This is a genomic window from Bilophila sp. 4_1_30, assembly GCF_000224655.1.
GTDB lineage: Bacteria > Desulfobacterota > Desulfovibrionia > Desulfovibrionales > Desulfovibrionaceae > Bilophila > Bilophila wadsworthia.
Genome location: NZ_JH114231.1, coordinates 1,158,516 through 1,180,130 on the forward strand (window position 1 = coordinate 1,158,516; position 21,615 = coordinate 1,180,130).

15 protein-coding genes and 1 tRNA gene are annotated in these 21,615 nt (G+C 58.6%); 9 read left to right on the top strand and 7 right to left on the bottom strand.

The features are described 5' to 3' along the window. Positions 1–120 precede the first annotated feature (120 nt). Positions 121–3,108, bottom strand: coding sequence for a sigma 54-interacting transcriptional regulator (locus HMPREF0178_RS05270; RefSeq protein WP_009379647.1), 2,988 nt, complete (start codon positions 3,106–3,108; stop codon positions 121–123). Positions 3,109–3,329: 221 nt separating this feature from the next. Between HMPREF0178_RS05270 and HMPREF0178_RS05275 the strand changes: the two genes are divergently transcribed. The 4 genes from HMPREF0178_RS05275 (at position 3,330) to HMPREF0178_RS05290 (ending at position 9,278) form a co-directional block, all read left to right on the top strand. After that, positions 3,330–4,067, top strand: a complete 738-nt coding sequence (locus HMPREF0178_RS05275; protein WP_009379648.1) for an SDR family NAD(P)-dependent oxidoreductase — start codon at positions 3,330–3,332, stop codon at positions 4,065–4,067. Between the two features lie 931 nt (positions 4,068–4,998). Further along, positions 4,999–7,074 carry an EAL domain-containing protein gene (locus HMPREF0178_RS05280; RefSeq protein WP_232281201.1) on the top strand — a complete coding sequence of 692 codons (2,076 nt, stop codon included), beginning with the start codon at positions 4,999–5,001 and terminating at the stop codon, positions 7,072–7,074. After that, positions 7,068–8,081, top strand: coding sequence for a substrate-binding domain-containing protein (locus HMPREF0178_RS05285; protein ID WP_009379650.1), 1,014 nt, complete (start codon positions 7,068–7,070; stop codon positions 8,079–8,081). Before HMPREF0178_RS05280 ends, HMPREF0178_RS05285 begins: the two co-directional genes overlap by 7 nt. A gap of 534 nt (positions 8,082–8,615) precedes the next feature. Continuing rightward, on the top strand, positions 8,616–9,278 hold the full coding sequence (locus HMPREF0178_RS05290) for an HAD family hydrolase (RefSeq protein WP_009379651.1): 663 nt from the start codon (positions 8,616–8,618) through the stop codon (positions 9,276–9,278). A 173-nt stretch (positions 9,279–9,451) separates the two neighbouring features. On the opposite strand, the gene HMPREF0178_RS05295 is transcribed toward HMPREF0178_RS05290, so the two are convergent. From HMPREF0178_RS05295 to HMPREF0178_RS05305, 3 genes are all read right to left on the bottom strand, one after another. Then, positions 9,452–11,443 carry a DUF459 domain-containing protein gene (locus tag HMPREF0178_RS05295; RefSeq protein ID WP_009379652.1) on the bottom strand — a complete coding sequence of 664 codons (1,992 nt, stop codon included), beginning with the start codon at positions 11,441–11,443 and terminating at the stop codon, positions 9,452–9,454. An 18-nt stretch (positions 11,444–11,461) separates the two neighbouring features. Beyond that, entirely contained in the window at positions 11,462–12,910 is a 1,449-nt protein-coding gene (locus tag HMPREF0178_RS05300; protein ID WP_009379653.1) for an MBOAT family protein, read from the bottom strand. A gap of 135 nt (positions 12,911–13,045) precedes the next feature. Further along, positions 13,046–14,209: an MltA domain-containing protein gene (locus tag HMPREF0178_RS05305; RefSeq protein WP_009379654.1), complete on the bottom strand. Its 1,164-nt coding sequence runs from the start codon at positions 14,207–14,209 to the stop codon at positions 13,046–13,048. 171 nt (positions 14,210–14,380) lie between these two features. On the opposite strand from HMPREF0178_RS05305, the gene HMPREF0178_RS05310 reads away from it, so the two are divergent. Then, positions 14,381–14,455: transfer RNA gene (locus HMPREF0178_RS05310), tRNA-Gly, on the top strand. Between the two features lie 348 nt (positions 14,456–14,803). Here HMPREF0178_RS05310 and HMPREF0178_RS05315 read toward each other — a convergent pair. Then, on the bottom strand, positions 14,804–15,733 hold the full coding sequence (locus HMPREF0178_RS05315) for a diaminopimelate dehydrogenase (protein WP_009379655.1): 930 nt from the start codon (positions 15,731–15,733) through the stop codon (positions 14,804–14,806). A gap of 67 nt (positions 15,734–15,800) precedes the next feature. Continuing rightward, on the bottom strand, positions 15,801–16,277 hold the full coding sequence (locus HMPREF0178_RS05320; protein WP_009379656.1) for a hypothetical protein: 477 nt from the start codon (positions 16,275–16,277) through the stop codon (positions 15,801–15,803). Between the two features lie 143 nt (positions 16,278–16,420). Here HMPREF0178_RS05320 and dprA point away from each other — a divergent pair, with 143 nt between their 5' ends. Both dprA and HMPREF0178_RS05330 read left to right on the top strand, forming a co-directional pair. After that, on the top strand, positions 16,421–17,710 hold the full coding sequence (dprA, locus tag HMPREF0178_RS05325; RefSeq protein WP_009379657.1) for a DNA-processing protein DprA: 1,290 nt from the start codon (positions 16,421–16,423) through the stop codon (positions 17,708–17,710). Positions 17,711–17,747: 37 nt separating this feature from the next. Continuing rightward, the gene (locus HMPREF0178_RS05330; RefSeq protein WP_009379658.1) at positions 17,748–18,767 is read left to right on the top strand and encodes a tyrosine recombinase XerC; all 1,020 of its coding nucleotides are present in this window, start codon (positions 17,748–17,750) and stop codon (positions 18,765–18,767) included. Positions 18,768–18,840: 73 nt separating this feature from the next. Here the strand turns inward: HMPREF0178_RS05330 and yihA are convergent, their stop codons facing one another. After that, on the bottom strand, positions 18,841–19,476 hold the full coding sequence (yihA, locus tag HMPREF0178_RS05335; protein WP_009379659.1) for a ribosome biogenesis GTP-binding protein YihA/YsxC: 636 nt from the start codon (positions 19,474–19,476) through the stop codon (positions 18,841–18,843). Positions 19,477–19,671: 195 nt separating this feature from the next. Between yihA and efp the strand changes: the two genes are divergently transcribed. Beyond that, entirely contained in the window at positions 19,672–20,229 is a 558-nt protein-coding gene (efp, locus tag HMPREF0178_RS05340; RefSeq protein ID WP_009379660.1) for an elongation factor P, read from the top strand. Between the two features lie 74 nt (positions 20,230–20,303). Beyond that, a partial coding sequence (locus HMPREF0178_RS05345) for a DNA translocase FtsK 4TM domain-containing protein (protein WP_232281202.1) occupies positions 20,304–21,615 on the top strand: 1,312 nt, incomplete at its 3' end.

The following is a 21,615-nucleotide window of genomic DNA, read 5'->3' on the forward strand; positions in this document are numbered from 1 at the left end:
TGAGAATAACGTCATAGGGAAAAGGGGGATGCGTTCTTTCGTTTCCGGGGGGCGGCCTCCGCTTTGTTCAAATAATGGACGGTATCCATATATTGAACATTCCATCCATATGCAGGACGGTCAAAACCGAATGTTGTATTGTTTCAGCCTGAGATAGAGCGTCGAGCGTTTCATGCCCAGAATGCGCAGCGCCCCCCGGTTTCCGGTGATGCGCCCGTTGGTGATCTTGAGCACATGCTGAATATACCGGCTCTGCAATTCGTCGAGCGTCGGAAGGTTCTTGAAGAGCTCCTCGCAGGGTTCCTGACGAGGAGTTCCGTCCGCTTTGCTTTCGGCGTGGGAGCTGAGATCAAAGGAGAGGCGGCCTCCCTGATGCAGGATGACCGTACGTTCGAGCACGCTTTTCAATTCCCGGATGTTCCCGGGCCAGTCATACTGCAAGAGCGCCTCCAGCTCCCTCTCGCTGGGCTGCTGGATATCCCGGTGATACCGCCTCGAATAGCGATCCAGAAAGAACCGGACAAGCAGCCGGATGTCTTCCTTGCGCGACCGCAGCGGCGGAATGGTCAGGGGGACGACGGACAGGCGATAGTACAAATCCTCGCGGAAGTGCCCGCTCCGCACCTCGGCCCACAAGTCCTTGTTGGTGGCGCAGATCAGGCGGAAATCCGAATGCCGTTCCTCCTCTCCGCCAACGCGCATGAACCGGTGATCCTGAAAGACGCGCAGCAGCTTGATCTGCATGGGGGCCGGAATATCTCCGGCCTCATCGATGAACAGCGTCCCCTGATGCGCCATTTCGGCCAGACCTATTTTCTGCCGGATGGCCCCGGTGAACGCGCCTTTTTCGTGGCCGAAGAACTCGCTCTCGAACAGGCCGTCGGGGATGCTGGCAGGATGCACCGGGACAAAGGGGCCTGTCCTGCCGCTGCAATCGTGGATGTAATGGGCCAGCAGTTCCTTGCCCACGCCGGTTTCCCCGAGGATCAGCACCGGGGCGTCGGTCGCGCCTATCTGGCGGCCGTGCGACAGCAGGCGGCGCATGATGGCGCTGCCGTGCAGCAGGATTTCCGGCGTATCCCGGTAGGGCTCGGCCTGCGCCTGTTCCTGTTCCCCGGCGGCAAGGCGGGCCGGTTTCGGCTTTCCGGCTTCGATTTTTCGGAGTTCGGACTCAAACAGCAAGGTAAACGCCACCTGATCGGCGTTAGGGATGCCGCGCAGCGTTTCCAGCGCATACTCGCTTTCCAGCCACAGTACCCATCTGGCCTTGGCCGTCTCCAGCGGAAGGCTCAGGAACACATGCCGCTCCTCGTCCAAGAGCAGGGGCTTGTTCTGCTGCACTGCGTAGATCTGTGAGACTTTGGAAGATATCTTGCCTGTGTTCAGTTCCACGGCGCTGATGTTGCACGCGGCCCGGCACGTCAGCAGCCCGCCGCTGGAAACTTCCAGCAAGGCGGCGCGTTCGGCACCCAGCTCACAACCGGCGATGTGCGTCATCTGATTGATGTATTGCGAAAAATCCGTGAGATTGCGTATGGATTCCAGCGCTATCCGGCAGTTTTCGAGCAGCATTCCACCGATGCGCGCCGTACTTTCAGGCTCATACGGCGATGCGCCGCTTTCCGGTGCAAGCCCCCTTTCAGCGGCCCGAGCGGGGAGATCATGAAGACGGGCAATGCGCCGCTGCGTAACGGCGATTTCCGTCGGGTTGCCTATCGCCGTAAAACCGCGCAGGCTCTCCGCCAGCAAGCTTCCGGCCGCTTCCTTGTCGCCGCTTTCCGCGAACAGGCGCGTCGCTTTGGCACGGAGCGCCCCCGCCCTCAGATGCTCGTTGTAGCTTTCGATCGCCCGCTGGATTTCCTCATCGAGATCAAGCCCCCGGACGGGCGGCAGCCCAGCCTGCTCGTAAGCCGCCAGCACGTCGAACATCCACGGATAGGAATAGATGGGGCGGCGGAAACCATACCGCAGCGCGATGTCCATCGTCCGCTGCATCGCCGCGTGCGACGCTTTGATGTTCCCCTGCGTGTAATGATAGAACGCGAGCCCGCGCATACCCCATACGGCGATTTTGGTTTCCGTTTCGGGATTGACCATGCTGAGCACGTGGTCGATGAGCTCCAACGCCTCCTCATGCCTCCGCATGTACAGGAGCACCATCGCCAGCTGCCCTTCCCACCACAGGATCTTGAAACGGTTCTGGCCGAGCTCCGCCGCCCTTTTGGCCGCCTCGAGGATGCCTACCGCCTGATGGAAACGCCCCAGATACACGGCGGACGAACTCGTATACAGCGAGAACATTTCCGTCTGGAACCGGCATTCCCACAACTGCGGGTACTGCAAGGCCACCTCAAACGCGGCGAGGGCCTCCCGGAAATGGCCGTGCCAGAAGTGGAACATGCCCACAAAATACTCCGCCTGCCCCCGGGCCCCGGCCCTGTCCAGCTCAAGCAACGACGTCTCGCATTGGGCGTGCAACTCATGCATACGCTGCGCCGAGCATTCCGCCGCCATGTTTTCAAGGCTGGACTCCACCAGATGCAGCAAGGCCGTCATGCGGGCGTCCCCCTGCTCCTTGGCTGTCTCAAGGGCTCTGGCGGCGATCTCCCTTGCCTGACGATGGCTTTTGGAGAGATACATGGAAATGTCGCAAGCCGCGAGCGCCAGCTTCATGAAGGCCTGTTTCTGATCGGAGGCGGCACCCGCAGGGCTCCATTGGCCCAGCAGCCGCAAGACGAGGCCATAGCAGGCGACGGCCCCGCTCGACTGGGAACTGTTCAACAGCGTGTTGATGAATCCCAACAGAAGGGTACAGGCTTCGAGGTTCTGCCCTTCGTCAAGGGCGGAGGCCACATCAGCGATCTCGGCGCACACCTCCCGCCATGCGTTCCGCATCTGCAATTCCGCAACGCCCCGGGGCGTTATCATGATCCGGGCGGGGCGATCCGGGTCGGACTGGAGCAGGCCGCCCTCCTTCAGATCCGCGATGATCGGCTCAAGCTCCTCCAAGGGAACTTTCAGGATCTGGGCACAGGCCTCCGCGCCGAGGCCGCTAGTGATCAACGAAAACACTTTCACGACGAGCAGGGAGAAGGGAGAGAAGTCCATTGCAGCCTCCTGTGATGCGCCTACACTATCCAACATATGGACAGTCTGTCTATCATACAGATTTATCTATATATTGGATGGAAAAACAGCGGGGCTTTCCTACATCCCGGCGGGACTTCTCACGAATCTTTTTGGAGCCGTTTTTGCAAAGAGAAAATACGGCCTTTCCGGCTGTGCCAGAAATATTCCAAGTATACCCAAGCCCAAACAAGGAGTCCAACATGTCCGAACAGCGTCCCGTCGCCATCGTCACCGGAGCGGCAAGCAACATAGGTCTGGCCTGCGCGCAACGCTTTGCGGCGACGCATACGGTCATCATGGCCGACATAGCCGAAGCGACACAGCAGGCGGCGTCCCTGCCCCATGCAGTCGCCGTGCGGGTCAACGTCGGAGAGTTTGATTCATGCCTTAATCTGGCTACGGAAGCCCGGAAATACGGGCGGATCGATGCCGTCGTGCACAGCGCGGGCATCACACGCCCCGCCTGCTCCATTCTGGATATGCCCGTGGAAGAATGGGAGAACGTCATCAAGGTCAATCTGACCGGGGCCTTCTTTCTGGCAAAGGCCTGCATCCCTCCGATGCTGGAAGCCGGGCAGGGAGCCATGGTGTTCTTTTCTTCCCGGGCCGCCAAAACGGGCTTTGCCGCCCTCGGCAGCAACGGCGCAAAAACCAAGGCGCATTACTGCGCGTCCAAGGCAGGGGTCATCTCGCTCGTCAAGTCGCTGGCAATGGAGCTTGCCCCCTACGGAATCCGGGTAAACGGCGTAGCCCCCGGCCCTGTGCAAGGAACCATGATCCCCAAGGAATCATGGCCGGTTATCGCTGAGAAAGTGCCCTTGAACCGTCTCGGGACGCCTGAGGAAATGGCCGAGGGCGCGTGGTTCCTGTGCTCGCCGCAAGCCGCGTTCATTACTGGGCACATCTTGGACATAAACGGCGGCACGCTCATGGACTAGCCGCCCGCCGCGCGCCGCTCGGAAGGCGCACAGGCCACACCCCAAAACGGATTCAGGTCCGCTCCCGTTTCCTCCGAACAGCCGACACCCCGCTTGTACGCAAAAAGAGCGGTCCCTTCGTCTTTCAATCTTGGGGCCGCTCTTCCCATATGCAGATCCATATACCCCTTTCTTCGCTCGAAAGATAAATAGAGAGTGAAAAGTCAATAAGCTAGAAAGATTCCTTCGTTGAGAAAGCCGAAATCCTCATCAAATCTATTGATCCGCGCCCGGAAAACTGAGACGATGCCTTTGCTTTTCAATGTAGGCACATCCTTTGAGCCGCCATCTCATAACTATGGCGTAAAATCGCATAGTGGAATACAGTTATGGAGTTGGAAGCGCGACACATATACTGTCCCGAGGCGAGGTTATTTCTATCCTCGCCTTGTTTAGTCTATACTGTATTTGATTTTCGTTAAATAAAGCCATCCCGTTGTATACGGCAATAAATTATTGGAACACCTATTTTACTTTTTGTATAAAAACAACATATTTCTTTTATCCGTTATCAAAAACACTTTTTGTTAATAAGGTAAAAAAACAGATCATAAAAAAATATAATTCAAGTCAACGATTAACACAAAACATACTAGTTTTGTTAAAGCATACTTGCTCAGAGAATAAAAACATTACTTATCGCCATATTGGAGTTGTTTCCATTCTTCCTCTTCAGCCTTCAGCTACCAGCTGGAACAAAGTTTTTATCTATCAAAAGAATAAATATCTTTTATCCTGACAGAATCGTATGAGAGAAAAAATATTTTTTAAAAATATATTACCTATATTCATGGTTTTTATAAATCTTGCACTATCTGTCTCGGTAGTCTTTCTCATGCGTTATGTCCAAAATTTGCTGAATTCGGACGTAAAAATCAATTTGGTGGAGATTGTGACCCAGAACAAGGACGCCATCACCAGCAGGTTGATGATGAACGTCAACTCGCTGGATATCACCGCAAACAAACTTTCCGATAGGTTGAAGGCCGAGGAATCTTCCGGCAAGCTCAAGACACAGGACCTCATCGAACAATACGCCAAAGAAAACAACACGGATGATCTGTTCACTGCGAACAGGGACGGCATGGCCTTGTTTGATGGCGGCCGGAAGCTGGATATCTCGGGGCGGCATTATTTCCGCCTCGCCATCGACGGCATCCCCAATATTTCAGACAAGCTTATTTCACGCATCAACGGGGATGAGGTTTTCGTCATCAGCGTGCCGCTCTCGTATAACGGGGAAATTGTGGGGACCATACAAAAGGTCATTACATTCGAGGAAATGTACAAGATATGTTCCCTCTCCATCTTTTCCTCGCAGGGCTATATGTATGTAATCAACCGTGAAGGATACGTTATCCTTCACTCGGCGCATCCCAAGTGTGAGCAGAAGTCCGACAATTACTTCCGCGATCTCTATGGGGCGGGCAACCCTAAAGCTTCAGAGCAGATGAAGCGGGATATCCGGAACAACCGCAACGGGTTCATCGAGACGACGATAGCCGGGAGGGAAATCTTCTCGGCATATACTCCCATAGAAAAAATCCACGACTGGTATTTGATTACAAGCGTACCGAACAATGCCGTTTCTCCCAACGGCAATACCGTCATCAGTATTTTCTATTTCATTCTGTTCGTCATCGTAGTTATCTTTACCTCAAGCCTTACGTATTTCTTGTGGTACAAGAACAAGCAGCGCGCGCAATTGGAAAAAATTGCCTTTGTCGATACGGTTACTCTGGGTGACACATACAATAAATTTCTTGTCGATGCGCAAGGGATACTGACCCAGTGTCCCCATAAGAAATTCCATATTATCAAATTTGATATCGACAATTTCAAATACATAAACAATTTTTACGGATTTGAATTCGGCGATCGCATTTTACGCAAAATCAATGAAAGCATCAGCCAGCAGCTGAATGCCCACGAACTGATCGCAAGGATTTACAGCGACCATTTTGTGATCCTGCTTGAAAACGCCGCGGAAGGACGGCTGAACGCCCTGCTCTCTTCCATCGAGAATGAAGAGATAACCCTCTATTTTTCAGCGGGTATTTATTCCGTCACGGACAGCACCGAAAGCATCAACCTCATGGTGGATAAGGCAGGGACGGCCGCCCGCTCAATCAAGGGTGTGCTGAATAAAAAATTCGCCTATTACACAAACAAATTCGAACAGATAACGATCCATAACGAGCAGTTGAAACGCGCCGTGAAGCAAGCGCTGAAGAACGATGAATTCATCCCGTACTACCAGCCCAAGGTGGACATCAACAGCGGCATCCTCGTGGGCGGCGAAGCGCTGGTGCGCTGGAAGACCCGCGAGGGCAAATTCATCTTCCCCAGCGAATTCATTCCCATGTGCGAACAGACGGGCCTTATCGTCGAACTCGACATGATCATGTACGAAAAGGTCCTCAACTTTCTGAAATCATTCATCGATCAGGGCCTGGCGTGTGTTCCCGTCTCGGTGAACTTCTCGCGCCTCCATCTGCTGGACAACGACTTCCTCAGCAAAATCGTCAAGAAACAATGTGAATACGGCGTGCCCGCTCATCTTATTGAAATAGAACTGACTGAAAGCGCCATATTCGACAATATCGACACCATCTATGCCTTTACACGGAAAATGCACGCCAACGGATTTGCAATCGCTATGGACGATTTCGGTTCCGGCTATTCCTCGCTCAATATGCTCAAGGACATCCCCATCGATGTCCTCAAAATCGACAAGGGCTTCCTGAGCGAAGCGGTGGACAACAACAGGCGAAACATCATCTTCTCGTCGATTGCCGATATGGCGAGAAAGCTAAATATCAAGGTTGTCGTCGAGGGCGTGGAACACCTTGAAAACGTGCGCTTGATGAAGGAGTGCGGCTGCTCCATAGCACAGGGCTACTACTTCGCAAAGCCTATGGATGAGGAAAGCTTCCGTAACGTATTCAAAGAAGGTCGGATATGCTGAAGAAATGGCTGTCCTGCATATGTGCGGCGATTCTGCTTTTAGGCTTGGGCGGTTGCGAGGACAGCAGCCGCAAGGTAAAAATCGGCGTTTCCATCGGTTCCGGAGGCGCGGCGCGCTGGCAGAAGGACATGGCGTTCATGGAGGAACGCGCCAAAGCCCTCGGAGCGGACATCGAACTGCGGCTCAGCCTGCCGGACAGCCCCAAAACACAGACCGAGGAGTGCCTTGAAATGCTCTCCGACGGTATCGACGTTTTGATCATCACGCCGAGCAACACCCGCAAGGTCGACGATGTCCTGATGTACGCCAAACAGAAGAACACCAAAGTGGTTTCCTACGCGCGGGCCGTTATGGGGGGCAGCGTCGACCTTTTTGTCGGGTACGACTGCTACAAGATCGGGCAGAACATGGGGCAGCATCTGACTGAAAAAGTCTACCACGGGGACATCATTGTCCTCAAAGGCGACGTGAACGACTTCAACACGCCGTTCTTGTATTATGGAGCCATGAAATACATCAAGCCTCTGATCGAAAGCGGCAAACTCAACATGGTTCTGGATGCGTACGTGCCCAAATGGTCCCCTGCTGAAGCCAAGAAGCTGGTCAAGGAAGCCGTCGCCGCAAACGGCAACCGTATCGATGCAATCTTCGCCTCCAATGATCGCCTCGCCGGGGCCGCCGCCGAAGCGCTCGAGGAGCTCCACGTCACCAACCATGCCGTCATCACCGGCATGGACGCGGAACTCTCCGCCATCAAAAGAATCCTCGCGGGCACGCAGGACGCGACCATCTACATGGACCTGAGGGAACTGGCGTATGCCGCCGTGGACGAGGCCTACAACCTTGCCACGAAGAAAAAGGTCAACGTCAATTCAGAACTGGGCAGCGACGGTAGCAATAAAATCAATGCGTTCCTGATCAACGGTAAAGTCGTGACCAGAGAAAACATCAACAAGGTGCTGATCGAACCCGGCCATTTTACGAAGGAAGACATTTACTCGGAGTAAAAAGCGCCTCCCGGTGCGATGTGCCTATCCGGAACCGTCCTTTCTCTTTTGCGCGAGAACGGAAACGCTTGTAGGCCTATTCCTCCGTGCACCTATGATTGGGGCGGGCTCAAGAGCGAACCCGCCCCTTTCAAACATGTTTCCCTCCGCGTATTCACCGATACGTTTCCGTCAGGAAGTGGGGATGCCGCCAGCGAACGGCCTTCCTCCCCTGACAGCGTGCCGACACGGTTTTCATGCCCTGCTTCCGAGGGCATTTGGGAGGATTGTGAGTATCCCCTGATGATAAACCATACGGGAATATCCACCCCCAATGGTGCATCGCCTCCTCATCGCTCAAGATGATTTCCCGCCTCAACATGTCCCACGCGCTTGACCAAGAGGCCGTGGGCGAGCGACAACGGAAACCGCCGAAGCGCCGCATAGGTTAACCTGCGGCAACGCACCGCCGTAAGAAGGAAGCCCGCTTTCCCGTATACGCCCTCATATGGCGAGGCTTGCGGCTTTTCCGGTGGACATTGCAAGGAGTTTTTGATGCAGCTTTCCGCGTTCCCTTTCTCGACCATTCTCTTTGACCTTGACGGCACGCTTGTGGATAGCGCGCCGGATGTTCTCGAAGCCATTGCCGCCGTCCTGCGTGACGCGGGCGATCCGGTCCCTCGGATGGAGCTCTCCATCATCGGCCCTCCGCTGGAAGGTATTTTCCGTGAAGTCTGCCCGGACGCCGACGAAGCGAAAATCGCCCGGCATGTGGCCGCATTCCGTGACCTCTATTTTGGCGGCACCTTCCCCCAAAGCACTCCTTACCCCGGCATCTTCGCGTTGCTTGAGCGTTTGCGGGCCAAAGACTGCCGCCTGTTCGTCGCTACGCACAAACCGGAGGCCGCCGCGCAAAGGATGCTTACGCTCAAGGGGTTCATGCCCTTCCTCGAAGGCGTCGGCTGCACGGATTCCCTGCCGGACCGGCAACTCTGCAAAAAGGATATCATCCGTCTCCTTATGGAGCGCCATGCCCTCGATTCCGCTTCAATGGTCATGGTGGGAGACACGGCCCTCGATATCAGAGGCGGCAACGAACAGGGCATAGCCACCATCGCGGCCCTGTACGGCTATGGCGACAAGGCAAAGCTCCTCGCTGAGCGCCCGCGCTATCTGACCGACGATCCGGAATGGCACACGCTCCGCAAGGCAAAGTAGCCCATACAAAATAAAGAAGCCGTCCTTTTCCCGCTCAGAGAAAGGACGGCTTTTCGTTGTTACGATGTATGACTCTGCCCTGTTCCAGCGGGCGTCGGTTTTGGAAGAGGAGAGGGATTTTCCGTGCAAGGATATGATATCCGGAGCCACCACCGGCCCTTCGGCACACTCTGCTACCGATGCAACACCCCCGCATGGAACGCTACATGTAAGGGAAGTTCGTCAAGCCAATATGTCCAATCGTGAAGGCCGGGCGCTTCCCGGTACTGATAGGAGAACCCGCCCCGGCGGAGCGTATCCCGAAAGGCGCGGTTCTCAGGCACGACATACGCGTCCTGCTGCCCTGTGGTGATGAGCATGGCGGGCATCCCGGCGGCCTTCGACCGTTTCAGCAGCTCTTCGGCGGAATAGGACTGCCACAACGCCTTGTTGGCGTTCATAGGGCCGAGCACGTCGCGGATCTTCCATTGATCGGGATGCCGGGTAATGTCCATAACCCCGCTCATGGAGCTGACCGAAGCGAATGTGCCGGGATGCCGCAGCGCAAGGACAAAGGAGCCATGCCCGCCCATCGACATGCCCATGACGCCGCGTTTCGGCAGCACAGGGAAAGCCCGCTCCACATACGGCATCAACTCGCGCGCGAAAAAGCTCTCAATGCGGCTTTTCTTCAAATAGGGGCTGTCCGCGTACCAGCCTGTGCGGCCGCATGACGGCGCGATGAACACCAGCCGCTCGCGGGTCGCCAGCTTCGACAACAGCGCCCCGGCCCGCGTGTTCCAGACGCCCGCATCCTCAAACGCGCCATGCAGCAGATACACGACAGGGAACTGCTCGCCCGGCTTGCGGTCGGCGGGAAGGAAGGCGTAACAGGGAACCTTCCCTCCACGGAACACGGAGTCCACAGTGAACGGAATGCCGCCCTGCTCCGCGGAGGCCTCAGCGACGGCAGGCAAAGGGGACTTCGCCGGTAGGGGAGAAGAAGATGATGGGGAGGAAGGCAGCGCCTGAGGCACGGGACGTTCCGCCGCCTTGTTCTTGCCAAGAAGAAGTTCCTTTTCGACAACAGGTTCCACGGCGGCGGACAGCATGGCTCCACCGTCCTCGGTCACATGCACCATATCCTTATAGCGCAGCCGGACATGGCGTCCCTTGTCGTCGACCTTGAATGTCGTGTAGTTGCCCTGAGCGTCGGCCAGCACCTTGACCGTATCCACGAAGGCGGCATGATACGTCTCGCAGGCTTCCTTTTGCAGCTCGCTCAAGCGGCGGACGCGGGTCGAATACGGTTCCTTGCCCATGACGGGCAGGCCGACCCATACGGCCTTGGCACCCTTGGCCGTGGCCACGGCAAGCAGGCGTTCGGCGCGGCTCCGATAAATCGTCTTCCACGATTCACTGTCGGCGTGATGGCGCTTGCGGTTCTCGTCGATGATGTCCTGCGGGTCATTGGCCCCCATGCAGATCACGACCATATCCGGGTTGTACTTCGCCACCAGCTGCTCAAGCTGCGCGGGCCAATCGAAATAGTCCTGACGGCTGAGTCCGGTCGAATATTTGCCTTCGCGCACCACTTCCAGATCCGGGCGCTTGCGCAGAGTACGCTGGAGCACGGGCCCGAACCCTTCCATCATCATGGAGTCGCCCACGAGCAGCACCAGCGGCTTGCGTTCCGTTTCCGCGTGAACCGGAGGCGGCGGAACCCCTGTTTCCGGCTGCGCCCCGGGAGTCTGCACGGCCTGTTCAGGTACGGCGGCGGGAGGGACGGAAGCGGGAATCTCTTCGACCTGGGGCTCCGGCTGTGCGGGAGAAGCCGCCTCACGGGAAAAGTCCGCCAGCGCATCGGCTACGGGCCGCTGCGGGGCCGTGCTCGGCGCAGCGGATACGGACGGCCCTTTGACGGTCCCAAGAGTTTTATCCGTGTTGAACGCGGTCACCAATCGGGTTTCCGCCTCCGAAAAGGCGGCGAGGCCCGTCGCTTCGGCCACGCCCTTCACCGTCTGCCCTACCACGGCGGCGGGCGGAAAATCGATGCCGACCCGGTCCAGAAAGCTGGAGAAACGCGTCGCGTCCAGAAAAAGCATCAAGACGAAGGCCAGCGCGTATACGGCGCAGGCACGACCGGACGTGAGCGTTCCCCGCTCGGATCGGAAAGGGTTCTTCATGCACGGCCCCTCATGAAATCAAAATTGAAAATAAATGAAAGGCATGACGCCATCCGGACCCATCTTCAGGATAAAACCGCCCACGAGCGCAAGGACCACGGCCTGCACGGCCCACGGCAGGCGCTCCTGCGCATCCACGAACGCGGCGAACAGCCTCGCCCCGAAAAGCTGCAGCGCCAGACCTATGAGCACCGCGGGGATCACCAGCAACGGGAAACCTTCGCCGGGCTGCCCGAAGACAAAGACGCGGCGCAGGATTTCAAGGCTCCGCTCCATGTCTTCCGCCCGGAAAAATACCCACAGGAAGGACACGAAGTGGAACGTCAGCAGCCATGCCGCGCCCACGCCGCACCAGTGCAAAGCCGGGCTGGGCGTGAACCCGTCCGGCCAGAAACGCTTTTTCAGTTCATGGAAGGCATGGACGACGGCCAGCCCCACCCCATGCATGACTCCCCAGACCAGAAAACGGATATTCGAGCCGTGCCACAGCCCGCCGAGCGCCATCGTGATGATCAGGTTCAGGTAACGGTTCCCCCGGCGGCTCCCGCCAAGCGGGATATACAGGTAATCGCGGAGCCACAGGGACAGGGTGATGTGCCAGCGCCGCCAGAAATCCTGTATGTTCAACGCAAGGTACGGTGAACGGAAGTTCTCCGGCAGGCGGAACCCCATGAGCCGCCCCACGCCGATCGCCATGTCCGAATATCCTGAAAAATCACAGAAGATCTGTATGGAGTAGGCATACACGGCGGCGAGGATCGTCCACGAGGAGTAAAATTCCGGCGATTCGAACACGTCGCGCACGATATGCTCGGACAGGTAGCTGGCGATCACGACCTTCTTGAACAGCCCGCTGAGGATAAGCGCGAACCCTTCCTGCAAGTCGCGGGAATCCCATGTCCGGTGCCCAAGCTGCGGCAGGAACTGCCGGGCGCGCATGATCGGCCCCGCCATGATCGTGGGGAAGAAGGACACGAACAGCAGTACGTCCAGAAACGCGCGCGGCGGCTCGTCCGGGCAGCGGTAATGATCGATGGCGTAGGACAACCCCTGGAACGTGTAAAAAGACAGCCCTACGGGGAACAGGATCTCCATCGAGGGCAACGCATGGCGCAGGATGCCGGTGTCGAGCCCGGCGGCGCTTGCCAGCGATTCCAGCCCCAGAATGAGGAATTCATAATACTTGAAGAACGCCAGCAGGGCCACATGCAGGGCCACATCCAGCGCGATGACGCCTTTCCGTTTGCGCGGCTGCCCCGAAAAACGGGACATCAGGTGGACGGCCCCCCAGTTGAGCACCGCCACGGCCAGCAGCAATGGGACAAAGACCATGCCCGCGAGCGCATAAAAAAAGAGATTGCAGACGAGCAGAAACGCCCTGTATTCCCCTTCCCTCTCACGCAGCAGCCAGCCCGCGACAAGGACGAACAGGAAAAAGGTTGCGAACTCCAGCGTAACGAAATTCATCTGTGCCTATCCGGGCAAAAGGTCATGCGCAAGGGCGCGCGATCTCCGCACGATAGCGAAAACGCACGCCCCTTGCAAGCAAACCGCCTCGGCGTTCTCACCTATCCGGCGAAAAACGCTGGCGTTTTCAAAATCCTATCGAGGAAGCAGCAGAAACACCGCTCCCCGGTTGTCCAGATAACTGGCCGTGTGCGTCGCCGTTTCTCCGTTGCCGCAGAACAGATCCACGCGGTTGCGCTTGATCGCCCCGCCCGTATCCTGCGGCAACGTCAGCGCGTTGAACGGGACACTGTGTTCGCCTCCCTCGTCGGGCAGCGTGACGTTCATCAGCGTCAGCAGCCCGTTGGGCAAGACGCTCTGGTCGGTGGCCACGCTCACCCACGGCGTGATCCTGCGGCCCATGCTGCCTTTGGAACCCGAAGTCCCCGGCTTACCGAGTTTGAAGAACACATAGCTCGGGTTCGTGTCCAGCAGGTCCGTCACCTGATCGGGGTGCGCGGCCAGCCATTCCCGGATGGAGAACATGCTCACCTCTTCCCGTTTCAACAGCCCCCGATCGACCATGACCCGGCCAAGCGCGACGTACTTGTGCCCGTTCTGCCCGTCGTACAGCACAGAGCGCACCGAACCGTCCTCAAAACGCAGCCGTCCTGACCCCTGAATCTGGAGCATGAAGATGTCCACCGGATCTTCCACCCACGCCAGTTCCAGCCCGCGCCCCTTCAACGCGCCCTTGCAGTCGATGGCGTGACGGGTGTGATAGGGGCGCTTTTTGCGCAGATCCGGAGGGGATTTGTAGATAGGGTATTGAAAACGCCCCTTGCGGACGTGGGACGCCGGGATCTCCGGCTCGTAATAGCCGGTGAAGCCGAAGTCCGGGCCGATGCGAACCCAACGGAAGTCGGAAGCCAGCACTTCCGGGGCCTTATCAAGGAAAGGAAGCAAACGCAGCAAGCGTTCGAGCCCTTTTTCCATCTCGCCGTAGGTGACTTGAAGCGAAGGGTAGTTCACGGCCACACGGGACGAAGGTTTCGCCCGCACGTAGGCAAGGCTCTGCTCCACCGCGAAACGCATATCCTTCCATGAGCGCATACCTTGCCGGGCCGGAGCCAGCCCCCGTGAAAGGCGCTGCGCCTCAGCCTCCGAAACCGGGAATACGCCGGGGGTTTCCAGCGGCGCGACGCGCACGGCCTCCGGCACATCAGGCTGGACGACATCAGGCCGGGTTGACTTCCCTCCGCAGGCGGACAACAACAAACACAGCAGACAAGCCCCAAACAAGGAAAAACGGCGCGACACGGCGGACTATCCTCACGCAACAGGTTGAAAAACAACAAAGCCTTTGCTGTGTACAGTATCCTCTCACCCGATGCAACGCCTTGCTTCGCCGGGTCCGGCAAAAAAAGTTTTCTTTTTTTGCAAAAAAAACTTGACGGAAAGCGCTGTCCGTTATAAACACTCCCTCGTTCTGCGGGAGTAACTCAGTGGTAGAGTGCAACCTTGCCAAGGTTGAAGTCGCGGGTTCAAATCCCGTCTCCCGCTCCATATATTTTCGCCCTTGCTCGCCTTAAGGCTGGAGCGAGGGTTTTTCTTTGGCTCCGCTTCCTCAGGGGAAGCGTTATGAAATAGATGCACAACATTCCCGTGTACGGCCTGCAACAATCCTGTTGCAGCGCCATTTCATAGACGAACATTTTATTACGTTCATGAAGAAGGCTCGGAAAGGCGACTTTCCGGGCCTTTTTCATATGGTGCGCAAAGAATCGGGGAAGGGGGGGCGGTAATCGTTGGCGGCTGGTAAAAATGGGGAAAAGCGTTTATTCACCGCGACATGGCAAATGAAAAGGGCCTCCCCGGAGGAAGGCCCTTAAAACGTCACCGTACGGCAGACCGCTAGACGAGACGGCCGATGTTGTCGATGCGTTCACCGGGCAGGAGCAGGACGGGCGGCACATCGATCAGCGTATACGCCCCGGAACGCCCGGACTGGGCAAGGCGCACGGCGGCGCGGGCGCTGGACACGAGGACCTGAGCGGTCAAAGCCGGGTTGTCGATGCGCATGTCGAACGTGAAATGCTGGTTGGCGGTGAGCCCGGAAGCGCCGACGCGCTCCATCAGCACGCCGTGGGAGGCGTCCGCCACGCGGGGCAGCTCGTCCTTGGTCACCTGCCGCACATCCAGCGGATCATGGCTGAAATAGGGGTCGGCCTGAATCGCGGCCTTCACGGCCTCAAACGTCGCACCTTCCTCAAGCACCACATAGACGAGGCGGGAATGACGCCCGCCGCCCAGAGGAATGGTGATCGAGGTGGCGTCGGCCACGCCGGCAATGGCGCGGGCGGCTACGGAGTGGCCCATGGAACGACCGCGTCCGAAGTTGGTGAAGGTAACGCCCACAGGGGCCATCGCCTCAAACAGGGCGCGCATCACGGAGTCCGTGCCGGGGTCCCATCCGGCGGCGGTGATGGCCACGGCCTTGCCCTTCACGGCCTGCGTTTCAAGCAGGCCGATGGTTTCGACAATCCGGTCGTGGATGTCGAAGCTGTCCACGGTGTTATAGCCCTTGCCGAGCAGATCGCCCGCGACTTCTGGGATCTTGCGGGAAGGGGCGCACAGCAGCACGACATCCGGCTTGCCGGACACGGCTTCCAGATCCGCAAGGCTGGCGTATTCCGGAACGCCGCGCAGATCGTGCGCATCCTTTCCAAGGGATTCTTTCCGGCGAATGACGCCCACGCAGGTGAAATCGGGCTGGATTTCCAGCGCTTCGATGGCGTAACGTCCGATATTGCCCAAACCCATAACGGCAGCTTTTATTGGCATTTTGGCCTCCAGATAATGTATATCTTCAAGTAAAACACGAAATTCCCGTCTTGTAAAACGGCCTAGATCAGGCGTTTTTCTTCAATTTGAAGCGGATTCTGAGGCGTCCGGCCTCTCCATCGCCCTGCGGCGGAGTAAAATCGTGCGAAACCAGCCGAAATGCGCCGACCTCGGATGTATTTTCAACATGCTCCCCGATGCAGGGACAAATATCATAATCGCCCACGGTCACGATGCGGACCATCAGCTCCTCTTCGCCTTCAAGATGCGCCGGGAGCCGACCGAGATCGACCAGCTTGCCCGCCTCTTCGCGGGGGAGCATCTCCGTCCGCACCGGCATATGCTGTGCCAATACCTCGTTGATCCTCCGCTCCAGTTCGGCGGCCTCGGCGTCTTCCAGCGGACGAGGAAAATGATAATCACATTTAGACTTGTCCGCATTCAAATGCGAACTGAACGAACGCCCGCACCCGAACATGCGCACCATCGTCTGGTTCAACACATGTTCCGCCGTATGCATGAACGGATCATATTCCTTGCTCACAGGAACTCCTTCTCTTCTAAAGTGCTTGAAACAGCCCCACCCTACCCGATCCCTTCCCCGGAAACAATCCGCACGCATATCCCCCGTCGCTTGAAATCCGGCGGTGTTCCCCGTATGCTGAACAGCCCAACATCAGGACGATCATGAGAAAAACCGACCTTTTTCCCGAAAACGACTCGCCCGGCTGCGAACTGCGCGAGCCCGAACGCCCCATTGACGCGCCCTACGCCGTGGATATCCCCGCCGTGCCCACCGCGCTCGGCGCTCTGGACGCCGCCTCACGCGCCGAATTCTGGGCGGCGCTGGCCCTTTCGCATACCGACGGGCTCGGAGCCAGAAGCCGCAAACGCCTTCTGGATGCGTTCGGCTCGGCATTCGAGGCCGTGCGGCGCGCCAACGACTGGCGCGAAGCGGGCTTGCGGGAAGATCTGATCCGCGAATTCCGCTCGGAAAAATGGCGCGAGCCCGCCCGGAAAGAATGGGACGCAACACGGAAACTCGCCGGAACCGTCCTGCTCTGGACCGACAGCCGCTACCCAGCGCTGCTCAAGGACTTGCCGGATGCGCCGATACGCCTCTACTGCCAAGGGGACATGAGCCTGCTCGGCAATCCCTGCGTGAGCATCGTCGGAACCCGGACATGCAGCAGGGAAGGGATCCGCGCGGCACAAGCCATAGCCAGCGGCCTCGCGGCCTCGGGCATCACCGTGGTTTCCGGCCTCGCCATCGGCATCGACAAGCAGGCACATCTCGCCGCCCTCGATCTGCCGGGCGGGACCATCGCCGTGCTCGGCGCGGGCCCCGATGTCTGCTACCCCAAAGAAAATGACGGACTGCGCCGGTCGATCATCCAACGGGGACTGCTCATTTCGGAATACGCGCCCGGAACGCTTCCGGACCCCCGGCATTTCCCCATCCGCAACCGGATCATCAGCGGCCTTTCGCTCGGCGTCGTAGTCGTGGAAGCCGCCCTCCGCAGCGGCAGCCTCATCACCGCCCGGCTCGCGCTTGAGCAGAACCGCGCCGTCTACGCCGTGCCCGGCGGCATCGGCTCGAAATATGCCGAAGGTTGCCAGAAGCTCATCCGTGATGGCGCGCAACCGATCTTTTCCTTCTCCGACATCCTTTCGGATCTTTCCGCCCAACTCAAAACGCTCCTCCCTCAGCCGGATTCCGCGCCGCGGCCTTACAGCCTCGACGTGCCTCAGGAGCCTTTCCAGCCCGCTCCCGCCGCCCCGCCGCCTCTCAGGCAACCGGACCGCAGCACGCTTGAGGGCCGTATCCTGACGCTCCTCGCCCAAAGCCCCCGCGCCATCGACGACGTTTGCCAATCGCTTGGATGTGATCCCGGCGAAGCCGGTTCCACGCTCATCATCCTCGAAGTACGCGGCCTGATCCGCCAGCGCCCCGATCTCCGCTATGCGTTGACCTGATCGCCGGACCGCCGTTTATCATTATAAGGAATCTTCGATGCCCACCCCCGCCCCCGCAATGCCCCCGCTTCCGCAGGATGTGGAACAGTTCCTGACGTGGATGAACGATCAAAAAGGATTTTCCCCCGCCACGATCTCGGCGTACCGCACGGATCTCCTCCAGTTCGAGGAATGGCTCCACCGTGAGCAGCACTCGCTCGCCCGGCCCGGAGAGCTGGAAAAATACCACTTTCAGGACTATTCCGCGCATCTTTTTCATGAAGGCCAAGCCCGCAGTTCCATCGGCCGCAAGCTTTCGGCCCTGCGCTCGCTGTTCCGGTATCTCATGAAGATGAAGAAAATCGACAAGAACCCGGCAAAGCTCGTGCGTAACCCCAAGCGGGAACTCCGCCACCCCACGGCGCTGAACGTGGATCAGATGTTCACCCTGCTGGACGAGGCCAGCGTGGAGTCCGGCGGCGCGGCGGGCCTTGATGGTTCCCGGCAGGCCGAGCAGGCGGTCACGGACCGCGAGCACGCCGGGCACACCCGCGATCTGGCGCTGGCGGAACTGCTCTACGGTTCCGGGCTGCGTATTTCCGAAGCCCTCGATCTGGATGTGGACGATGTGGACCCGGCAAGCGGTTTCATCCGGGTCATGGGCAAGGGTTCCAAGGAACGCATCGCGCCGTTGAGCGATACGTCCGTCAGGGCGCTGTTCCTCTGGCTCAGGGTGCGCGCGCTCATCGCCCCGCCCGCCGAGAAAGCCCTTTTCGTGGGCAACAGAGGCAAGCGGCTCAACCGGAGGCAGGCGGCGCGGATTCTCGACGAGATCCGCAAAAGCGCCGGGTTGCCGCAACATCTGTCGCCGCACACCCTGCGCCACACCTTCGCCACGCACATGCTGGAGAACGGCGCGGATATGCGCTCCGTACAGGAACTGCTCGGCCATGCCAGCCTTTCCACCACCCAGCGCTACACGCACATCACCCTTGATCATCTTATGCGCGTCTACGACAAGGCGCATCCCCGCTCAAGCGTTCGGGGGAAGAGTGGAGAGGAAGGGGAGGATGTCTGATGTGGGGGAGGGGTGAGGGTTGGGGAAGGGAGGGAGGAGCCTCTCCTCAGAAAGGTCCTCCTTTCCCCAATTCTTACTCCTCTTCACCCACGCTTTTCCCCGTCCCCGCGAAACGGCGCAGCTCGGACCAGAGGGCATCGACACCGCGCATGTCCTTGGAGGAAACGGGAAGGGGCATGATGCCGTTGAGCAAACGGCTCCACTCCTGCTGGCGCTTGCTGCGTTCGACCTGCGTGCACTTGTCGGCCTTGGTCAGGACGGGCAAAAGCGGGATGCCGTGCCCGCGCGCGAAGTCCGCGAGATCTCGGTCCAATGCCTGCGGCGGAATCCGGCAGTCGAGCAGCAGGGCTAAGGCCTTGAGCGTCGGGGTGTTCGTGAGGTAGTATTCAATGAGCTTGGCCCAACTCTTGCGCTCTTCCTGCGAACACTTCGCATAGCCGTAGCCCGGAAGATCGACCAGAGAAAAGCCGTCGGGGGCGACCCTGTAGAAATTGATGGAACGCGTCTTGCCCGGCGTCGCGCTGATCTTGGCAAGCTGCTTGCGGCGGGCGAGGGCGTTGACGAGGGACGACTTCCCCACATTGGAACGCCCGGCAAGCGCGATCTGCGCTTCCTGACGCTGCTCGAGCACGGAAAGCTGTTCCTGAAGCTGCGGCTTGTTGAACGTCGTCGCCTCAAGGGTCAGTGTGGGGGGAGTCTCTTTCATCATACGGGAACCTCCGGTGTATGTTGACAAGCGCGGCCTGATGTTCGACAATATCAAGTTGCAGTGGCAAGGCTATCCTGCCGCAGCGTGAAAAGCAATCGCGGCAGCCGTCCGATTGCTCCGGATAAGGAACAAGCGGGGGGCGCGGAGCACTCCCTTGGTACGTATTTGATATTCAGCACTGTTTTTGGAGGCAGCATGTATTCTACCACGGATTTCCGCAAGGGGCTTAAAATCGAAATCGACGGGACTCCCTTCGAAATCATCGAATTCCAACACTTCAAGCCCGGCAAAGGCGGAGCTATGGTACGTACCAAGCTGCGTAACATCCTCAACGGCCGAGTGCTGGACAACACCTTCCGTTCCGGCGAGAAGGTCGACCGCCCGAATCTCGAATCCCGCGACATGCAGTTCCTGTATCACGAGGGCGAACAGCTCGTGTTCATGGACATGACCACCTATGATCAGATGCACATGGACGCCGAAGCCACCGACGGCAAGGCCAACTACCTCAAGGACGGCCAGGAATGCCGCGTGCTGCTCTACAACGAAAAGCCGCTGGACATCGAAATCCCGGCATCCCTCGTCCTTGAAGTCACCGAGACCGAACCCGGCGCCAAGGGCGACACGGTGAGCAACGTGACCAAGCCCGCCACCCTCGAAACCGGCGTCGTCATTCAGGTTCCGATTTTCGTGAATATCGGCGACCGCGTCAAGGTCGATACCCGCACCAACGGCTATCTCGGCCGCGAATAATGCTTTTTCCGGCCCGGTACCCGCTTCCGGGCCGGATGATTCCCCGCTTCAACACATCGCCTTATATCTCTATCATGCAGACAAAACGGAGAGCGCCGGAGGAGGTTGCCATTACGGACGGACGCAAGATCGCCCGGGAACTGTTTGGGCTTTTTCTTATTTTCTGGGGACTGCTGGTGCTCTTGAGCCTGGTGTCCTTTGATCAGAACGACCCCAGCATCAACCATGCCGTGAGCAACCCTGCAATCGTCAAAAATTACGCCGGGCTCTTCGGCGCGTACCTCAGCGGGCTTCTGGTCGATATTTTCGGGTTCGCCGCGCTTGTCTGGCCCCTCGTCTTCCTCGCTTGGGGAGCGGGCTGCGTCTCCACATGGTTCACCATGCCGTGGTGGCGCTGGTTCGGCTTCACCCTTCTGGCGGCTTGCCTCATTTCCCTCGGTGCGGCCTGGAACCTCGGCATCGGAGACGTCCGGGGCGGAGGTATGCTCGGCATGAGCCTCTATACCAAGTTCACCACCCTGTTCAGTCCGGTGGGGTCTTCCCTGATTTGGCTGTTCTTGTTGTTCATCTCCCTTGAGATGGCCTTCGGCATCGCGTGGATCGCGCTTATCCGCAAGGGGTGGGGTCTGCTGAGAGAACAACTGAGCGGGACGCCCTTCTCTCTCGACGACCTGCCGGAGCGCCTCTCCAAGGTATCCATGCCCAAGGTCGCCCTGCCCAAAATCGGGTTGCCCCACAAGGACAAAAAAGCGGAAGGGGAAACGGCCGCCGACGTCATCGCGCTGTTCGACATCCATGAGGAAGAGGAAAGGCCCGCGCCCAAGCGCGAGGAGCCGCTCAGCATGGATCCGCCCTTCTCCCTGACGCCTGAGGAAACGCCCGCCGTACCGAAAAAGGACGCAGGGGATCCGCTCAAGCTCTGGGAACCGCCGTCCGAGCACGACACCTTCGATTTTCAGCCGGAAGAACCGTGCGCGGGAACGGGAACATTCGCGCCGCAGGTGAACATCCACTTGGCTTCGCCGACGGATGCCGCCGCCAAGGGCGTGAACCTTCTCGCCGGGGAAAACCCGCTGCTGGCCCTCACCATTCCCGAAACGCAGCCCGCCCCCGCGCGGCCTCAGGCGGAACCGCAAGTTCAACCCGTGCAGCCGTATGCGGCGGAGCAGCAGGTTCCGGTTCAGCCTGCACAACCCCACGCGGAAGAGCCGCAACAGACGATTTCTTACGCCCCGGAACAGCCTCGGGATACCTTTACGTTCGCGCCGCAGCAGGATGCCGCCCAGCCCGTTGCCCAGTGGCAGCAAGCGCCGCAGCCGGTACAGGCTGTCGCACAGCCGACAACTCCAGCCGCGCCCGCTCAGCCCTCCGTACAGGCGGCTTCGG

Excerpts from the sequence above, each read along its gene's own strand:
- HMPREF0178_RS05290 (WP_009379651.1), top strand. The coding sequence starts at position 8,616 with ATGCAGCTTTCCGCGTTCCCTTTCTCGACCATTCTCTTTGACCTTGAC.
- yihA (WP_009379659.1), bottom strand. The coding sequence starts at position 19,476 with ATGATGAAAGAGACTCCCCCCACACTGACCCTTGAGGCGACGACGTTC.
- HMPREF0178_RS05285 (WP_009379650.1), top strand. The coding sequence starts at position 7,068 with ATGCTGAAGAAATGGCTGTCCTGCATATGTGCGGCGATTCTGCTTTTA.
- HMPREF0178_RS05295 (WP_009379652.1), bottom strand. The coding sequence starts at position 11,443 with ATGAAGAACCCTTTCCGATCCGAGCGGGGAACGCTCACGTCCGGTCGT.
- HMPREF0178_RS05275 (WP_009379648.1), top strand. The coding sequence starts at position 3,330 with ATGTCCGAACAGCGTCCCGTCGCCATCGTCACCGGAGCGGCAAGCAAC.
- HMPREF0178_RS05270 (WP_009379647.1), bottom strand. The coding sequence starts at position 3,108 with ATGGACTTCTCTCCCTTCTCCCTGCTCGTCGTGAAAGTGTTTTCGTTG.
- HMPREF0178_RS05300 (WP_009379653.1), bottom strand. The coding sequence starts at position 12,910 with ATGAATTTCGTTACGCTGGAGTTCGCAACCTTTTTCCTGTTCGTCCTT.
- HMPREF0178_RS05315 (WP_009379655.1), bottom strand. The coding sequence starts at position 15,733 with ATGCCAATAAAAGCTGCCGTTATGGGTTTGGGCAATATCGGACGTTAC.
- HMPREF0178_RS05330 (WP_009379658.1), top strand. The coding sequence starts at position 17,748 with ATGCCCACCCCCGCCCCCGCAATGCCCCCGCTTCCGCAGGATGTGGAA.
- efp (WP_009379660.1), top strand. The coding sequence starts at position 19,672 with ATGTATTCTACCACGGATTTCCGCAAGGGGCTTAAAATCGAAATCGAC.
- dprA (WP_009379657.1), top strand. The coding sequence starts at position 16,421 with ATGAGAAAAACCGACCTTTTTCCCGAAAACGACTCGCCCGGCTGCGAA.